At 62.8% G+C, this 18,579-nt stretch carries 5 protein-coding genes; 2 read left to right on the top strand and 3 right to left on the bottom strand.

Annotated elements, in window-relative coordinates; genetic code table 11:
• Positions 1–86: 86 nt before the first annotated feature.
• On the top strand, positions 87–14,282 hold the full coding sequence (locus EEB13_RS15775) for a non-ribosomal peptide synthetase (RefSeq protein ID WP_261984564.1): 14,196 nt from the start codon (positions 87–89) through the stop codon (positions 14,280–14,282).
• Between the two features lie 4 nt (positions 14,283–14,286).
• On the opposite strand, the gene EEB13_RS15770 is transcribed toward EEB13_RS15775, so the two are convergent.
• The 3 genes from EEB13_RS15770 to EEB13_RS15760 all read right to left on the bottom strand — a co-directional run bounded on the left by EEB13_RS15770 (position 14,287) and on the right by EEB13_RS15760 (position 16,750).
• Complete coding sequence (locus tag EEB13_RS15770; protein ID WP_045067708.1) at positions 14,287–15,114, bottom strand: Ku protein; 828 nt, start codon at positions 15,112–15,114, stop codon at positions 14,287–14,289.
• Positions 15,115–15,196: 82 nt separating this feature from the next.
• Positions 15,197–15,544 (bottom strand): DoxX family protein, encoded by a 348-nt coding sequence (locus EEB13_RS15765; RefSeq protein ID WP_141485761.1) that lies wholly within the window; start codon positions 15,542–15,544, stop codon positions 15,197–15,199.
• Between the two features lie 66 nt (positions 15,545–15,610).
• Positions 15,611–16,750, bottom strand: coding sequence for a lycopene cyclase family protein (locus EEB13_RS15760; RefSeq protein ID WP_141485759.1), 1,140 nt, complete (start codon positions 16,748–16,750; stop codon positions 15,611–15,613).
• A 158-nt stretch (positions 16,751–16,908) separates the two neighbouring features.
• Between EEB13_RS15760 and EEB13_RS15755 the strand changes: the two genes are divergently transcribed.
• Positions 16,909–18,540 carry an ABC-F family ATP-binding cassette domain-containing protein gene (locus tag EEB13_RS15755; protein ID WP_033232091.1) on the top strand — a complete coding sequence of 544 codons (1,632 nt, stop codon included), beginning with the start codon at positions 16,909–16,911 and terminating at the stop codon, positions 18,538–18,540.
• The last annotated feature ends 39 nt before the right edge of the window (positions 18,541–18,579 follow it).

Below are 18,579 nucleotides of genomic sequence, written 5' to 3'. Positions count from 1 at the left end.
TTATTGACTGGTGCGTTTTTACTCGTGTGTCACGACTACTTCGTTCAAGGGAGATCCGTGTGGAAGGTAGCCCCAATCGAGGAACAATGTCCGACACTTTCCCACTGTCCCCTTCACAACTTTCCTTACTTGTCGCGCAACAGCTGAGGCCCGAAATTCCGGTCACCATTGCGCAGTACGTCGATGTGGACGGACCGTTGGACATTGCCGTACTGACCGCGGCGAGTAAGCAAACCGGACGTGAGATCGGATCGGGGTATCTCCGATTGGTCGAGGTGGACGGCACGCCACGGCAATGGCTCGACGTGAACCTGGATGACCGGCTGGACGTGGTGGACCTGCGCGGAGAGTCGGATCCTGAAGCGGCAGCCCAGGATTGGATGCACCGCGAACACACCACCCCCATGGATCCCTTCGTCGATCGTCTGGTGCGGATGGCAGTTCTCGTGCTTGCGGAGGACCGTTACTACTGGTACAGCCGCATTCATCACGTGGCTCTCGACGGGTTCGGCGCGATGTCGATGATGAATCGCACAGCCGAGATCTACACCGCATCCGTTCGGAACGAACCGGTTCCCGACCAGGAAACAGCGTCGCTCCCCGCTCTGGTCCAGTCCGAATCCGACTACCTGGGTTCGACGCGATGGAACCGCGATCGGGAGTACTGGAACACGAAGATGGCTGATCAGCCGTCCGGGACGTCACTTGCACGCAATACGGCGCCAGCGCAGTCGTGGGCCCGGATCCGATCGGCAACTGTGCCTGCGGCGCTGCGAAACACCATCGCAATCGTCGCGGACGCTCATGACGTCACAACCGCGTCAGTAGTGATCGGAGCCTTGGCCGCGTTCCTGGCCCGCACGATCGGCACCAGAGATGTGGTCCTGAGTCTGCCCGTGTCCGGACGCACGACAAAGGCTGCCAGACGGTCCGGCGGAATGATGTCGAACGTTGTACCGCTGCGGGCGACGATCGACCCGAACTACTGCGTCGGTGACGTGCTCCGCGAGGTGAAACTGGAACTCACCGGCGCGTTGCGTCATCAGAAGTATCGGCACGAGGATCTGCGACGAGATCTCAACGCGGGTACTGGGGCCATTGCCGATGGTCGAGGATTTCACGGACCACTGATCAATCTGATGCTGTTTCATTCCGGCATTACTCTTGGCGCCGCCGCCGGTGAACTCCGGGTGATCTCGACGGGCCCGGTGGAGGATCTATCGGTCAACGTCTACCAGCCGTCCACCACCGACATCCAGATCGATTTTGCGGCCAACCCGGATCTCTATACCGACCACACCCTTACCGCCCACCATTGTGGGTTCCTCGATTTCCTCGAATTGTTCTGCGCCGCTGGTCCTGATACCCGATTGTCGGATATAGATTTTCACGGGGCACGGAGCTGGGTCGACAATGTTCGCCATTCGCAAAATATCGAATACTGGGCGCGGAAACTTTCGACACCTGCAGAAGAACTGGGGCTGCCGGTGTCGGCGGACGGGATTCGATCTCAGGCGCCCGTCGCGATCGAATCCGATGTGTTCCGGTGTCTCGAGTCGATGGCCGCGGCGACGGATACGAGTGTGTTCGTGCTGCTGCAGTCCGCGATGGTTGGCCTGCTACGACGCCACGGCTCGGCCGAAGAAGTGTCAATCGGGGTATCGGTGCGTGGATACGGTTCGCCGAGTCCCGACGATTTTGTATCGATGTTCGCCAATCAATTAGTCCTGAGAACCGAAGCGTCGACCTCCGCGACGCTCGCGGAATTGGTCGAGATCGTAGATGGTGTCACCGTCGAAGCATTCGATCGTGCGGACACCCTTCTGACATCGGTCACCGCAGCCCTCGGGGACGGTCGCACAGTGGAGAGCGGACCTTTGTTCCGGGCGATGCTGTGTTTCGACGAAGCACTCGACGCGCACCCACGGTTTCCCGGGCTGATAGTAGGGGTGCCCATCGGGTCCGACATCGCCACCGACCCGGACCTTGTTGTCTCGCTGACGGTCCCGGCTGGCAGTGACGGCAGCGGCGACCGGACTGTCACCGGGGTTGTGGACTGGCTCGGTTCGAAGCGAGCTGCCGAGGATCTCGCAGACCGCTTCAACCGAATCCTGACCGCGCTGGTGACGACACCTCGCTTGGCTTTGGGGGCTGTTGCGCTACTGCGAGCCGACGAGCGAGGTGCGCTCGTACGGCCGGTGCGGCCGCCAACTCCGGTTCGTACACTGACCGACGTCCTTGCCGGTCAAGTCCGCAACCTGCCACACGCTGTCGCGGTGGTGTGCGGCAGCGAGCGGATGTCGTACCGAGTACTGGACGAGCGATCGAACCGGTTGGCCCGCAAGCTGATCCAGGAGGGTGTTCGTTCCGAATCGCTTGTCGGCATCATGCTGACGAAATCGCTCGACATGATCGTTGCCGTGACAGCCGTGTTGAAGGCCGGCGGTGCTTATCTTCCACTCGATCGTGCGCACCCGGCTGATCGGGTGAGATTTGTGATCGACGACGCGAAGCCGGTGTGCATTATCTCCGATTCCGAAATTCCGAATGTGGTGGTGGTCGGGGTCGAATCCGCCGAATTCTCCGCAGACGCTCTCGGCGACTACTCGGGTTTTCACAGCGCCGACAACCTGGCCTACGTCATCTACACGTCGGGCTCGACCGGGAGGCCGAAAGGAGTTCCCGTAACTCATGCAGCGGTGATGCGACTGTTCGAGAACACAAGTCGTGATTTCGGGTTCGACCACACCGATGTGTGGACGATGTTCCACTCGTTTGCCTTCGACTTCTCGGTGTGGGAATTGTGGGGAGCGCTGCTGAACGGCGGAACGCTGGTACTTGTCGACCACGACCTTTCGCGTGATCCCGATGCCTTCCGTGCCCTTGTCGCCGAAGAAGGCGTCACCGTGCTGAATCAGACACCGTCGGCGTTCTACCAGTACATCGAGGCGGACACGCGTGCAGTGTCTCCGACTGCGCTCCGGTACGTGATCTTCGGCGGTGAAGCACTGGACCTGCGTCGCCTCGGGCGCTGGTACGACAATCACAGCGACTCGGCACCGACTCTTGTCAACATGTACGGGATCACCGAAACGACGGTGCACGTCACTCGTCTCGAACTGGGCAGTGCACACGCACGCTCAGCGGCCGGCAGCCAGATCGGTGACGCCATCGACGGACTTCGGGTCTACCTGCTCGATGACCATCTCGCACCCGTCCCAGTGGGTGTTGCGGGGGAGATCTACGTTGCCGGCGGCCAGGTCGCTCGCGGTTACCTCGGGCGTCCGGACCTGACTGCGTGCAGGTTTGTCGCCGACCCGTTCAACGCCGGCGGAGGGCGGCTGTACCGATCCGGAGACCGGGCTCACTGGGTTGAACCCGGCCGGCTCGAGTATCTCGGTCGCGGTGACGCTCAAGTCAAGATTCGTGGTTTCCGGATAGAACTCGGTGAGATCGACGCCGTAATTCTCGCTGCGCCTGGAGTAAACGACGCCGTGACGGTGGTGGCACCCACACCGGCCGGTGATGTTCTGGTCACGTATGTGACCACAGCCGACGTCGTCGACGACCAGGCGTTGCGAATGCATGCTGCTGGAATGCTCCCGACGTACATGGTTCCCGACGCGTTCATGGTGATCGACGCAATTCCTTTGACCACCAATGGAAAACTCGACCGACGCAGCCTGCCGTCACCGATCCTGGGTTCCCAGGCTGCGTTCCGGTCACCGACTACTGCGACCGAAATTGCGGTTGCCGCTGTTCTTGCCGACATTCTTGGCAGTGGCCCACTCGGGCTCGACGACAACTTCTTCCATCTCGGCGGAAACTCATTGGCCGCGACGACGGTGGTTGCCCGGGTGGCCGAGGCAACGGGAGTGCGAATGCCCTTGCGGGCGTTGTTCGACCACCCGACTGTTTCCGGAATTGCCGCGAGCGTAGATCACGCAACTCAGACGCCGGACAGCGGTGCCCTGCGGGTTGAACCACGTCCGCAGACGCTACCGCTCGCGCCCGCACAACAGCGACTGTGGTTCCTGGGGCGAGTGGCGCCGGAGTCCGGTGCGTACAACATTCCGTTTGCGATATCGCTGCGGGGCAACGTCGACACTGCAGCGCTGCAGCAAGCTCTTCTCGACGTCGTGACTCGGCACGAATCGCTGCGCACCGTGTTTCCCCAGTGCGGCGACCAGGCAGTTCAGGAAATCCTCGATCCCGGTGACGGCTTCGAGGCGCTGGAATCCATCGGCGTCGAACGGCGCTTGCTCGACGACCGGATCTTCGAATTTGCTTCGGCCGGTTTTGATCTGGTGCGTGAATCTTCGGTGCGGTTCCTGCTGATCCAGGTTGCCGATACCGACGAATATGTCCTGGTGGTTGTCCTGCATCACATGGTGGCGGACGGTTGGTCACTTGCTCCGCTGGCCGCCGATCTCACCGGCGCCTACGCCGCTCGGGTCACCGGCCACGCTCCGATGTGGGAACCGCTAACCGTCCAGTACGCCGACTACGCCCTGTGGCATCGTCAGCACCTTGGCGAAGTCGCCGACCCGAATTCGCTTGCATCCGAACAGATTGTGTTCTGGACTCGCCAACTCGCAGACGCACCCGAACAACTTGATCTGCCGATCGATCGTCCTCGCCCGATCGCGCCGTCGCTGCGCGGTTCGCACGTGGACTTCAGGATTGATGCGCCCGTCCATCAGAAACTGACGGCTCTGGCCGCAGACCACGGCGCCACGCCGTTCATCGCTCTGCATGCGTGCTTTGCTCTGCTACTGGCCAAGTACAGCGGTACGGACGACATCGTCGTCGGAACGCCGGTCGCGGGTCGAGGGGACAGGTCTCTGGATCCGATCGTCGGCATGTTCGTCAACACACTCGCTCTGCGGACGGTCATCGATCGCGGCATGACATTTCACGCATACCTCGAACTGGTCAGAAGTATCGACCTCGACGCTTTCGACAACGCTGACGTGCCTTTCGACGTTGTGGTGGACGCACTGGAACTCGATCGCTCGTCGTCGCACAATCCGGTGTTCCAGGTGGCAATCACCTCGCGGATTGCGACCGCCAACACCGGAGAAATCGCCGGGATCTCGATGACGGCTCGAGCGGTCGATACCGGCCTGACCAAGTTCGATCTCGAATTGACGATCGCCGAACGGCACGAAGCCGAGATCGAGGGTATTGCGCGACCAGACGGAATCGACGCCACCCTCACCTATTCCACCGACCTGTTCGACGCGTCGACCATCGAAGCGATGGCCGAGAACTTCGTGACGCTCGTGCAATCCGCCGTTACCGACCCGGCAACTCGGGTTGGCGATCTTCACACGCTCAGTGACGGTGAAAGCGCCGCCGTACTGCCACGACGCGGTCAGGCAGGGTTGCCCGATGCGACGCTAGCGCAGATTATCGGCGGCACGGCAGAGGTATATCCCGACCGGATTGCTGTCGACGACGGTGAGCGCGCACTGTCGTACCGCGAGCTTGACAGTGAATCCAATCGGATCGCTCGATACCTCATGGACCTGGGCGTCTGCGGCGAGGTACCGGTAGCGCTGGCAGTTGCGCGGTCGGTCGACTCGGTTCTTGCAGTGTGGGCAGTCGCCAAATCCGGTGGAGTCTTCGTTCCCGTCGACCCGCGGTACCCGGAAGATCGCGTGGCGCACATGCTCGAGGATTCCGGAGCGTGGATCGGCATCAAATCAGTCGACGCTGCCGCAGGTGGCAGCGTCGCCGCGTGGATCGACTTTCGCGACCCCGACATCGCGGCGGAGGTCGCGGCGTATCCGGACTCTCCGATCGGCCACGACGAGCACTCCACATCGACCACACCAGCGTCTGCGGCGTACATCATCTACACGTCCGGATCGACCGGCGTGCCGAAAGGCACTGTCGTCACGCACTCCGGCCTGGCCAATCTTGCGCGGGAACAGCAGGATCGATATCGGATCACCGAGAATTCCCGGACCCTACATTTTGCGTCACCGAGCTTCGACGGTGCCGTACTCGAACTTCTGCTCGCGGGGTCCACCGGCGCGACGATGGTGATCGCGCCGGCCGACATCTTCGGCGGCGACGCGCTTGGGAAGTTCCTTCGAACGAGCGCGGTGACCCATGCCTTCGTCACACCCGCAGCACTCGCGACGGTAGATCCCGCCGGTATCTCCGACCTTGAATGTGTTGTTGTCGGCGGCGACGTCTGCACACCGGAACTCGTCGAGAGTTGGGGCCGGGGACGCCGGCTGCACAACGGGTACGGGCCCACCGAAACCACGGTGATGGTGGCGATCAGCGACCAGATCGAACCCGGTGAGTCGATCACCATCGGCGGACCCATCCGCGGTGTCGACGCCGTTGTCCTGGACTCGTGGCTGCAACCGGTGCCGGTCGGCGGCGTCGGCGAGCTGTACATCGGTGGACCGGGGCTGGCTCGCGGCTACCATCGACGTGCCGGATTGACATCGGATCGTTTTGTCGCACATCCGTATTCGACCGACGGTGCACGGATGTACCGAACCGGAGACCTCGTTCGTTGGACCAAGGACCTCACACTTCGCTACGTGGGGCGCAGCGACCATCAACTCAAGATCCGCGGATTCCGCATCGAACTCGGTGAGATCGACGCCGCGTTGATGGAATCTCCGTTTGTACAGTTCGCAACAACAATCGCCGTCGAATCCTCCGTAGGGACCGCACTGGCGTCGTACGTGCTGTTCAGTGACGAGAACCGCGACACCGAAGCTCTGTTCGGGTTGCTCGGGGAAACTCTGCCCCGCTACATGATTCCGTCGTCCATCACCGCCATCGACGCCATACCGCTGACGCCGGTAGGAAAGCTGGACCGCCGGGCGTTACCCACGCCGCTCGCGCGTGAAATCCTCGGTACCGGGCGCGCGCCGGAGTCGGGTCTGGAGCAGGCAGTAGCGGATGTCTTTGCAGCGCTTCTGGATGTGACCGCCGTGCGAGCAAGCGACAGTTTCTTCGATCTCGGTGGCAACTCGCTGATCGCCACGCAGGTCACCGCACGATTGACCGCCGCGACGGGTATCGCGGTAGAGGTGCGGTCGATTTTCGAGAACCCCACCGTCGAAGGTCTGGCACTGCGTCTCGCTTCGTGCGTCGCAGCCTCGGACGATCGCCCGGCTCTCACGGCCGTTGTCCGCCCTGATCGCGTGCCGCTTTCGGCCGCGCAACAGCGACTGTGGTTCGTCAACCGGTTCGATCCGGCATCGCCGGCTTACAGCATTCCGTTCTCGATTCGGATTACCGGAAACGTGTCGGTCGACGCCCTCGAAGCGGCATTGTCCGATGTCATCGCACGTCACGAAGCACTGAGAACCGTCTATGTCGATGACGCTGACGGTCCCGTTCAGATCATTCGCGCGCGGGCCGACGTGAATTTTGCGGTGGAGCAGTGCACCGGTAATGCCGACACCACGGTGGACGAGTTCACAGGTCGAGGTTTCGACCTGAGTGCGGACCTTCCGCTACGGGCACTGCTGGTACGCGAAGGCCCGGACGTGCATCGTCTGGTGGTGGTTATCCACCACATTGCCTTCGACGGTTGGTCGTTGACCCCGTTTGCTGCGGATTTCGTTGCTGCGTATTCGGCTCGCGCAGTAGGGGACTCGCCGGTATTTATGCCGCTGGACGTGCAGTACGCCGATTACGCGCTGTGGCAGCACACCGTTCTCTGTGATGCACACGATCAGGAAAGCGTGGTTTCTCGTGAGCTGAAGTTCTGGACGGCGACAATGGCCGGCGCGCCGGACGAATTGCGCCTACCCAAGGATCGTCCACGAGGATCCGAGTCCACCACCGCGGTCGGTTCCGTCCCGGTCATCCTCGACTCCGATGCAGGCAGGCGCATCGGCGTTCTGGCCCGTGACACCGGAACAACGCAGTTCATGGTCCTGCACGCGATGTTTGCACTTGTTCTTGCACGCCTCGGCGCGACCGACGACGTGGTGATCGGAACACCGGTTGCCGGCCGTGGGCGCCCCGAACTCGATGCGCTGATCGGAATGTTCGTGAACTCCTTGCCGCTGCGCACAGCGGTTGATCACCGGGCGCCGTTCACGGACCTGCTCGACGCCGTACGCGAGAGCGACCTCGCCGCATTCGAACACGCCGATCTGCCCTTCGACGTACTGGTGGACGCACTCGATCTCGACCGGTCGACGCCGCGTCATCCGGTGTTCCAGGTCATGCTGTCGTACCACCAGAATCTTGTTTCTCCGCAGGTGAGTGTGCATGGCGTCCATCTGCACGCGGAGCCACTCGAACCTGCGACAGCGAAATTCGATCTCGAACTGACGCTCGTGGCGGGTGATTCCGACAACCCGGAGATCACCGGCTCCCTGCGTTTCGCGCACGCTTTGTTCGACGAGGACACAGCAGCTCGGATTGCCGCACGGTTCGAGTCGGTAGCGCGGGCCGTAATCGCCGATCCGAGTACCACGATCGCCGATATCGAACTGCTCACCGCCGACGAGCGGGCGTCGCTGATGCCGGTTCGCGGGCCGGCCTGGGTCGGATCGCGCACCTTGGCGGACATCTTCACCCAGACGGCAACGGAGGCCGGACATTCGGTTGCGCTCCGATCGGGCAACGTGACCCTGCGCTACCGTGAACTGTATTCCCGTGCGTCAGCGGTGGCGCATCGGTTGACAACGGAAGGAATCGGCGCCGAAGACATTGTGGCGATTGCGATTCCGAGATCCGTCGACTCGATAGTTTCGCTGTGGGCCGTGGCATTGACCGGTGCGGCGTTTGTTCCCGTCGATCCGCGATATCCGGCGGATCGAATCCTGCACATGCTCACCGATTCCGGAGCATCGCGCGGATTGACGACAACATCTGTGCTCGAGTCGCTTCCACGATCCGTGCCGTGGTTGACAATGGACGAGATTGTCGCTGATTCGCGCGAACTGGTGGTTCCAGCAGCACCTATCCGAGCCGACAACCTTGCATACATCATCTACACGTCGGGCTCGACGGGTAAACCCAAGGGCGTCAGCGTCACTCACCGCGGACTGAGTGCGTTAGCCGCCGAACAGTCGCAGCGATACGGCATCTCCGCCTCCTCGCGGACCCTTCATTTTTCGTCACCGAGCTTCGACGCCTCCATCCTCGAACTACTGCTTGCCATAGATACCGGTGCCACGATGGTGATTGCCTCACCCGATGTGTACGGCGGTCAGGACTTAGCTGAGCTCGTAGTCGATGAAGGCGTCACGCACGCCTTCATCACACCAGCAGCGCTTGCCTCGGTCGATCCCGCCGGACTTGACGTGCTCCAATCGATCGTTGTCGGCGGCGAAGCGTGCCCGCCCGAACTGGTGCAGCGATGGGCGCCGGGCCGTCGGTTGTTCAACGGCTACGGCCCCACTGAAACCACGGTCATGGTGTGCATCAGCGACGCGTTGGCAGTGGGGGAGCCGGTCACTATCGGCGGACCGGTCCGCGGAGTGTCGGCTGTCGTTCTCGACGGATCCGGAAATCCGGTGCCGATCGGTGTGACGGGTGAGCTCTACATCGCCGGTCTCGGACTGGCCCGCGGATACCACGATCAGCCTGCGCTGACCGCATCGCGATTTGTGGCGGCGCCATTCGGTCCCAGTGGAACTCGTATGTACCGGACCGGTGACCTGGTGCGGTGGACTGCCGGCGGAACCATCGACTACGTCGGGCGGTCCGATCATCAGGTGAAAGTTCGTGGGTTCCGCATCGAACTCGGCGAAATCGATTCGGTTCTCAGCAGCCATCCCGGCGTCGAATTTGCCGTCACGGTTGGTGTGGACGGCCCGGCCGGCGAGACGATATTGGCGTCGTACGTGGTGCTGTCGACGGAAATAGTTGCGGTGGAAGAGCTTCTGAGCCATGCGCGCCGGTCCCTGCCGGCGTTCATGGTGCCATCGGCGATCACTCCGATCGGCCACGTTCCACTCACCCCCGTCGGAAAGCTGGACCGCGCCGCACTACCGGCCCCGGTGCTTGGCACGATCGAGCGAACGGTGGCGCCCCTGGTCACGGCAACCGAACTGGTGGTCGCCGACGCGTTCGGAGAACTGCTCGGTACCGAGGACATCGGCGCCCTGGACAATTTCTTCGACCTCGGCGGCAACTCACTGCTCGCGACCAGGCTGGTTGCGCGTCTCGGCGAATCACTGGGCCGCCACGTTCCGGTCCGCATGCTGTTCGAACACCCAGAAATCCGAGACCTCGCAGCTGCGCTGGATTCAACGGCTTCGGTCCTGGCGCTGCCGCCGATCACTGTCACCAAGCGCCCCGAACGAATTCCACTGTCGTACGCGCAATCACGCATCTGGTTCCTCAACCAACTCGATCCGGCCTCACCCGCGTACAACGTTCCGGCGGCAATCTCACTCGACGGCAGCCTCGACGTGCCGGCTCTCGAAGCTGCGGTGCTCGATGTGATCGAGCGTCACGAGATCTTGCGAACGGTGTTCCCCGACTCGGATACCGGGCCGCATCAGGTGGTGCAGAGCAACGTCACCGCGGTGGAATTCGAGACGGAAGGCGCCCGTGGGGCGGTGTCGATTGCCGCCGAATTTGCTTCTCGCGGCTTCGACGTCACCTCCGAAGCACCCATCCGCGCACTACTGATGGAGACCGCACCGGATCGCCACACTCTTGTCATCGTCGTGCACCACATCGCCGCTGACGGATGGTCCGTCGCGCCCTTGATGAGGGACGTGCTCACCGCTTACATTGCGCGATGCTCCGGGCATGCTCCGCACTTCACACCCCTCGACGTGCACTACGCCGACTTCGCCCTGTGGCAGCGCCAGGCGCTCGGCGGCGCGGACGACCCCGATAGTCTGCTCGGCGCACAGGCGTCGTACTGGCGGGAAACCTTGCGCGGGGCACCCGAGTTGATCGATCTCCCCGTTGATCGGCCGCGCCCGCTCACTCAATCGCTGGCTGGTGCGCACGTCACCGTCACGCTGCCGTCGCACATTCGCGCCGCAGTGGAAGCCCTTGCCGGATCTAACGCAGCGACACCCTTCATGGTGTTGCACGCGGCGTACGCCGTGCTGCTGTCTCGCGTGAGTCGCAGCAGCGACGTCGTGATCGGCTCGCCGGTCGCCGGACGTGGCCACCGAGTTCTCGACGATCTGGTCGGAATGTTCGTCAACACCGTCGGACTGCGCACGATTGTCGATCCCGCTGCGACCTTCGTCGACGTACTACGCACTGTTCGCGCCGTTGACCTGGATGCATTTGCCCACACGGACATTCCTTTCGAACAGGTTGTGGAGGTTGTTGCGCCTCCGCGTACAACCGACCGCCATCCGTTGTTCCAGACGATGTTCTCCTTCCACGCCGCTCATCAGGTGGCGTGGAAACTGCCCGGACTGAGCGTCCGCGCGGAGGAGATCACGCCCGACGTCGCGAAGTTCGATCTGCAATTCACGGTCGTGGAACAGACAGACGCAGAGGGCGCCGGGTACACCGCGTCCCTGACCTATGCAACGGATCTGTTCGACGCAGATACCGCTGCGTCGTTTGCAACGATGTTGGAGACGCTTGTCGCCGAGGTGACTGCCGATCCGACCGTCGTAGTCGGCGACGTGGACCTCCTCGGACCGAATGAGTCCAGTGCTGTGCACGGTGACGTAGCAGGCGACCCCGCGACGTTGCCGCAGCTTCTCGCCCGAGCTGCGTCCGATCCGCTCGCTCTGGCATTGATCGACGTGGCGGGGTCCGGCGCGCTGACGTACGGCGAACTCGATCGCCGGTCCGACGCTCTGTGCCGCGTGCTGGTAGCGAGTGGCGCTGCCCCGGAAACGATTGTCGCGATTGCACTTCCGCGCTCCGTCGACTACGTGATCGCAGTGTGGGCTGTAGCCAAGACCGGCGCGGCGTTCCTGCCGGTAGATCCGGCGTATCCGGCCGAACGCATCGAACACATGCTTCGCGACAGCGCGGCCGTTCTCGGACTGACAGCCGGCAGTTATGTCGCCGACCTGCCGGACACATCGCGGTGGGTCACACTCGAGTCGCTCGAACTTACCGTCGGCGGCGCAGACGTGCGTCCGGTGTCGGTCGAGCTCGATCACCCGGCCTACCTGATCTACACGTCCGGTTCCACCGGAAAACCGAAGGGCGTGTTGGTCACCCACGCGGGACTGTCAGCTTTTGCGGAGGAACAACGCGAGCGATTCGGCGTGAGCGCTGATTCCCGCACCCTGAGTTTTGCGTCTCCCAGCTTCGACGCGTCGATTCTCGAACTGCTGCTTGCCGTCGGCGCAGGCGCAACCATGGTGATTGCACCCGCGACGGTGTACGGCGGCGCCGAACTGCGAGATGTGATGCAGCGCTGCGCCGTCACGCACGCGTTTGTCACCCCCGCAGCCCTGGCGACGGTTGATCCCAGCGGACTCGATCAGCTCGACGTAGTGATCGTCGGCGGCGATACGTGCTCAGCCGAGCTCGTATCCCAGTGGGCCCCACGGCGACGGATGTTCAACGCCTACGGTCCGACCGAGGCCACGGTCGCGGTCACGATCAGCGACGAGTTGAGCGTCGGGGATCCGGTGTCGATCGGTGGCACGATCCGGGGCGTCGCCGCGCGTGTTCTCGATTCGCGCCTGCACTCGGTACCCGGGCGACTCGTCGGGGAGTTGTACGTCAACGGGGCCGGACTTGCGCGGGGGTATCTCGGTAGTCCCGCGTTGACGGCAACACGGTTTGTTGCCGACCCGCACGGCCAGGCAGGTGCGCGGATGTACCGCACCGGCGATCTGGTGCGCAGAGACCGCGGCGGTTCGTTGAACTACCTCGGACGTGGCGACCACCAGGTCAAGGTGCGGGGGTTCCGTATCGAGCTGGGAGAAATCGACACGGTCGTGGCGTCGGAACCGTCGGTCCGTGCAGCCGTCGCGGCCGTCGTTGGGGCCGGCAGCGATTCCAGGATCGTGGCGTACGTAGTCCCTGCCGTCGGCGGAAGTATCGATTCGGCAATGTTGCGCCGCCATGCCGCTCGCTTGTTGCCGACGCATATGGTGCCGTCCGCCTTCGTGACGATCGACTCGATCCCGACGTCGCCGGCAGGCAAGGTCGATCGCTCCGCGCTCCCGACCCCCACGTGGGACGACGACGGCGGCCGCAGGCCGGAGGGTTCCGCGGAGATCGCACTGTGCGCGGCATTCGCCGACGTACTCGAACTCGACGTCGACATGGTCCACGCAGATTCGAGCTTCTTCGATCTCGGCGGAAACTCGCTGATGGCAACACGTCTGGTAGCTGCGATCGAGGTGAGGACCGGGAGCGCAGTTCCCGTTGGGTGGTTGTTCTCGGATCCGACGCCGGAGGCGCTGGCCCGCAAGCTTGCCGACGCCGACTCGTCCGAGCCGAATACATCAGCCTCGGCCGAGTCGGATGCATCAGCACTGTCCGAGTCGGATGCATCAGCACTGTCGGTTCTGCTGCCTATCCGAACCTCAGGGGAAGCCGAACCGCTGTTCTGCGTCCATCCCGCGATCGGCTTGGCCTGGTGCTACGGCGGGTTGGCTCAGTACGTCGATCCAGCCCGACCGTTGTACGGCCTGCAGTCGCCGATCCTCACGGACCCGGAATTCCGGGCAGAGATGATCGAAGATTTTGCGGCGCGATATGTCACGGAGATCCGCCGAGTCCAGCCGCACGGTCCATATCACCTACTCGGATGGTCGATCGGGGGACTGATCGCGCACGCTGCTGCCGTGCAGCTGCAGGCATTGGGGGAGAGCGTTGCCGAACTGGTCCTGTTGGACAGTTTCGTGCTCGAGGATCCGTCAATGGACGGAGCGCAACCCACACTCGCGGAATTGGTCGCGGGGCTGGGGATAGCGGTCCCTGATGCGGTGGAGTTGACTCCCGCGGCTGCGGAAGTGTTACTCCGTCGCAGTATCGGGGATCATCCGTTGGCCTCCAGCAACACGATCGAGCGACTGTACGACGAGTACTGCGCCGGGGCGCACCTTGCACATCGTTATCGCCCCGGCAGATTCGTCGGTGATCTGCTGTTCTTCTCGGCACACACGGACACCTTCGACCCACTGCGCACTGCGTCGGCGTGGCGACCGTTCATAACCGGCGTGATCGTGGACCGTCCGGTCCCCACCTCACACGCGGACATGTTCACCGACGTCGGGCTGGCGGCGATCGGGCCCGCGGTGAAACTGGCCGTTGCGTCGGGTGGTGATCGAAGCACCGACGTCGACGCTGAACTCGATGCCTTGATCGACGAACAGGACATTCGGCGGTAGGTGCTCAGGCGCGCTTGCGGGTCTTGGTCTTCGACGCGTTGGATTTTGCCTCGTCGACGCTTCGTTGCAGTGCTGCCACCAGATCGACGACGTCGGCGTCCTCGCCGCCTTGTTCGACCTCGGCTGCGGGGATGACCTTCTTGCCGCCGCTCTCGATCATGTTCTCGAGCAGTTCGCGAAGCTGAAGCTGATAGTCGTCGGTGAATTCGGTCGGGTCGAAATCGCCCGCCATGCTGTCTACCAGTGTCTGCGCCATCTTGAGTTCCTTCGGCTTCGGCTTCTCCGCGCCGTCGAGCGAGGGGAACTCGGCAGCGCGAACCTCGTCCGGCCACAGCAGGGTCTGAATTACCAGGACGCCGTCCCTGGCGCGCAACGCCGCCAGACGCGTTTTCTGCCGGAGTGTGAAGTGGACAAGCGCAGTGCGATCGCTCTCCGTGAGCACCGTCGAGAGAAGGACGTATGCCTTCGGTGACGCGGAGTCCGGTTCGAGGAAGTAACTCTTCTCGAAAAGGATGGGGTCGATCTGCTCGTTCGCGACAAACTCGAGCACCGGAATTTCATGCTTTTCCGCAGCCGGCAGCTTCGTGAAATCCTCGTCGGTCAGGACAACGCGCGTCCCGTCTTCGGCGTCGTATGCCTTGTCGATATCGGCAAATTGCACAGTGTTTCCGCACTCCGAGCACACGCGGTTGTATTTGATCCGGCCGCCGTCCTTGGCGTGGACCTGGTGGAACTTGATGTCGTGATCTTCTGTTGCGGAGTACACCTTGACCGGAACATTGACCAGACCGAACGCTATCGAGCCTTTCCAAATCGATCGCATGGTTCCCATGATGGTCGCTGCAACGCAATTGCGCGAGAGAAAACAATGGGTGCGATGTCGAATTGTTGTTCGCGATCACCGCGTCGGCGGGTCAGGACGACGCGATACGCAGCACCAAGGCGGCAACGGCGAGGAGGCCGAGCATCGCGGGAGGCACGATGTTCTGGTCGCCCGATCGCAGGTGAGCGGCGACGGCGCCGATGAAATACAGGATCAGCCCGATGGCAGCGGCAACGCCGATCGCCGGCACCACAAGCCCGACGAGCAGGCCGACGATGCCGATCAGCTTGATGACGCCGAGCCCGGGAATCCATTCTTCGGGAACGCCCAATCCGGTCAGGGTGTCGACGAGTTTTTCTTCGCGCGTGATGTCGAGATAGGCAGATCCGGCGAGAGTGGCAGTCAGAATCACGGCAACAAGGGCATAAAGAATGAACAAGGAAACTCCAGTGATCGGTGAGGCGATATGTAGTGACGCTATCAACGACCGTTACTTGGACCGCCGTTATTTCGACCTCAACGCTGAAAGCGGCGCGCCCATCAATGTTCGTCTCACCCGCCACGGTGAGGCGGCGAATAGTGACGTCATGACCTTCGCCGTAGCGGCTGCATCGCGGCGATCCGACAGATAGGCCTGTTGCTGTTCGACGGGCAGCGCAAAAAACGTCGCAAAGAACGTTTCGACGTCAGCGGCTTCGAGCGTGAGAAGTGCGCTCAGGCCTACTCGCCGCAGTGCTGCGACAGCTCGAGCCGCTCGCGGCCACAGTGCGTTCTGAGGGTCGTCGCCGCGGGCAATCGCCGAAGCAACAGCGTCTGCTTCGTTCAGAGCCGTGGCGACGCTGTACCCGGTGCCGGGATGCATCAGTCCGCCGCGTGCGCCGAATCGGAAGGGATCACCGCGCCGACGCGGTGGCGATTCCACAGCGAACCGGACACGTTCGACGGGGGCGTCTTCCGCAACGGTGACGCCGCGATTGCCGAGCCGAATGTGCAGTCGCCGTTTCAGCTCGCCGAGCGGTAGGGGCGGTCGACCTACAAGACACGTCTCCTCGAGGAGCGTCCGGTTGGCGTCGAGGGGGACGGCGTAGAGGAACGACGGCTCTGCGGTTTCCGCGGTGCCGTTGTCGCGTCGCCAGTCCATGAACCAGGCTGCGTTGCCGTCGAGTGCGGGCTCCGCGGCGGCACGATCGAGCACGATTCCGAAGGCGGTTTGCTGTGCCGTTCGGGGAGTCGGGGTTGTTCCACGGGCATCGACCACGACCTGTGCGCCGATACGGGTCCCGTCAGCGCAGATGAGGGAGTGGGTAGTCACATGAGTGACTCTCTCTGCTATGACCTGCGTAGATCCGGTCGACAGTATTGATTGCAGTATCGATGTATTCAATACGCAGTAAGTGCGACCGAGCGTTGTGGGTCGCTGCGCCCACGCTGACGGGCGACCGATACGACTGGAAATGGCCGCGTCCGGCAACCACGCCGGAAGCTCGTCGAGCCAGGCCGCATACGTTGCCGTCCACGCTCGCGTGGGGTGCGGATCGATCAGAATGACCGACAGATTGTGGGCGACGCATCTCGTCGCCAGCGCCCGCCCGGCCGGCCCGCCGCCCACGATGACGACGTCTGCGGCGGTTGTTCGGGTTGTCATCCCCCGAGGATTCCATCTACATCGCAGATCTCCCACTGTTAGCGGATTCACACGCCGCTGGTCGGAGATGGCCCCAGCTCACGGTAAAATTGGAAGTTCTTGTGTCTGCCGTCAGGACACGTTTGCCCGTAGTTGTCTTTAGTTCTGAGGAGTTCTGCTTGATTACCGCCACTGACCTCGAAGTTCGTGCCGGTGTCCGCACCCTTCTCACGGCGCCCGGTCCGTCCTTGCGAATTCAGCCCGGTGATCGCATCGGATTGGTCGGTCGTAACGGTGCAGGCAAGACCACCACACTGCGTCTCCTCGCCGGTGAGGGAGAGCCGTACGCGGGCAAGGTCGTCCGGACCGGCGACCTCGGCTACCTGCCGCAGGACCCCAAAGAGGGCGACCTGAGCGTGCTCGCCAAGGATCGTGTCCTCTCGGCCCGTGGCCTCGACACGATGCTCCGTGACATGGAGAAGCAGCAGATTCTCATGGGCGAGGTTCTCGACCAGGAATCACAGGACAAGGCAGTCAAGAAGTACGGTCAGCTCGAAGACCGCTTTTCCTCCCTGGGCGGCTACGAAGCCGAGAGTGAAGCTGCACGCATCACCAGCAGCCTCGGCCTCGAAGATCGCATCCTCGGCCAGCCACTGAGCACGCTGTCCGGTGGTCAGCGTCGACGCGTCGAGTTGGCTCGAATTCTCTTTGCCGCGTCCGATGGCAGCGGCGCGCGCTCGGACACGACTCTGCTCCTCGACGAGCCCACCAACCACCTCGACGCGGACTCCATCACGTGGCTGCGCGGATTCCTCCAGAATCACGAGGGTGGCCTTGTGGTCATCAGTCACGATGTTGATCTGCTCAACGACGTCGTCAACCGTGTCTGGTTCCTCGACGCCGTGCGCAGTGAAGCCGACATCTACAACATGAACTGGAAGAAGTACCTCGACGCCCGTGCAACCGACGAGCAGCGTCGACGCCGCGAGCGCGCCAACGCCGAGAAGAAGGCCGGCGCTCTGCGCATCCAGGCAGCCAAGATGGGCGCCAAGGCAACCAAGGCTGTTGCCGCTCAGAACATGGCAAAGCGCGCAGACAAGTTGATGGCCAACCTCGATGCCGAGCGCGTGTCCGACAAGGTCGCGAAGATCCGTTTCCCCGAGCCCGCAGCATGCGGCAAGACTCCGCTCATGGGCAAGAACCTCACCAAGGTGTACGGCTCACTCGAAATCTTCACCGGCGTCGACCTGGCGATCGACCGCGGATCCCGCGTTGTCATCCTCGGACTCAACGGTGCAGGCAAGACGACCCTGCTGCGCATCCTCGCGAACGCCGAGAAAGCCGATGCGGGTGAGCTGATCGCGGGTCACGGACTCAAGATCGGTTACTTCGCGCAGGAGCACGATACCCTCGACGACAACGATTCGGTGTGGGAGAACATCCGTCACGCCGCTCCGGACACGGGGGAGCAGGAACTGCGTTCGCTCCTGGGTGCATTCATGTTCACGGGCCCGCAGCTCGAACAGCCGGCAGGCACACTCTCCGGTGGTGAGAAGACCCGTCTGGCACTGGCCGGCCTCGTGTCGTCCGCTGCAAACGTCCTGCTGCTCGACGAGCCCACCAACAACCTCGACCCGATCTCCCGCGAGCAGGTCCTGGACGCGCTTCGCAGCTACACCGGCGCCGTTGTCCTGGTGACTCACGATCCGGGTGCGGCTGAGGCTCTCAACCCCGAGCGCGTCATCCTTCTGCCCGACGGCAACGAGGATCACTGGTCGCAGGAATACCTCGAGCTGATTCAGCTGGCGTAACCGCCTGTGCGCCTTTCTGGTAGCTCCCACTACCGAAAA

The organism is Rhodococcus sp. WS3 (assembly GCF_003797085.1).
Classification (GTDB): domain Bacteria; phylum Actinomycetota; class Actinomycetes; order Mycobacteriales; family Mycobacteriaceae; genus Rhodococcus_F; species Rhodococcus_F globerula.
This window is presented reverse-complemented; position numbering and strand designations above follow the sequence as displayed.

Bases quoted from the DNA above. Each gene is read 5' to 3' on its own strand.
- EEB13_RS15775 (WP_261984564.1), top strand. From the start codon at position 87: ATGTCCGACACTTTCCCACTGTCCCCTTCACAACTTTCCTTACTTGTC.
- EEB13_RS15770 (WP_045067708.1), bottom strand. From the start codon at position 15,114: ATGGGAACCATGCGATCGATTTGGAAAGGCTCGATAGCGTTCGGTCTG.
- EEB13_RS15760 (WP_141485759.1), bottom strand. From the start codon at position 16,750: ATGACAACCCGAACAACCGCCGCAGACGTCGTCATCGTGGGCGGCGGG.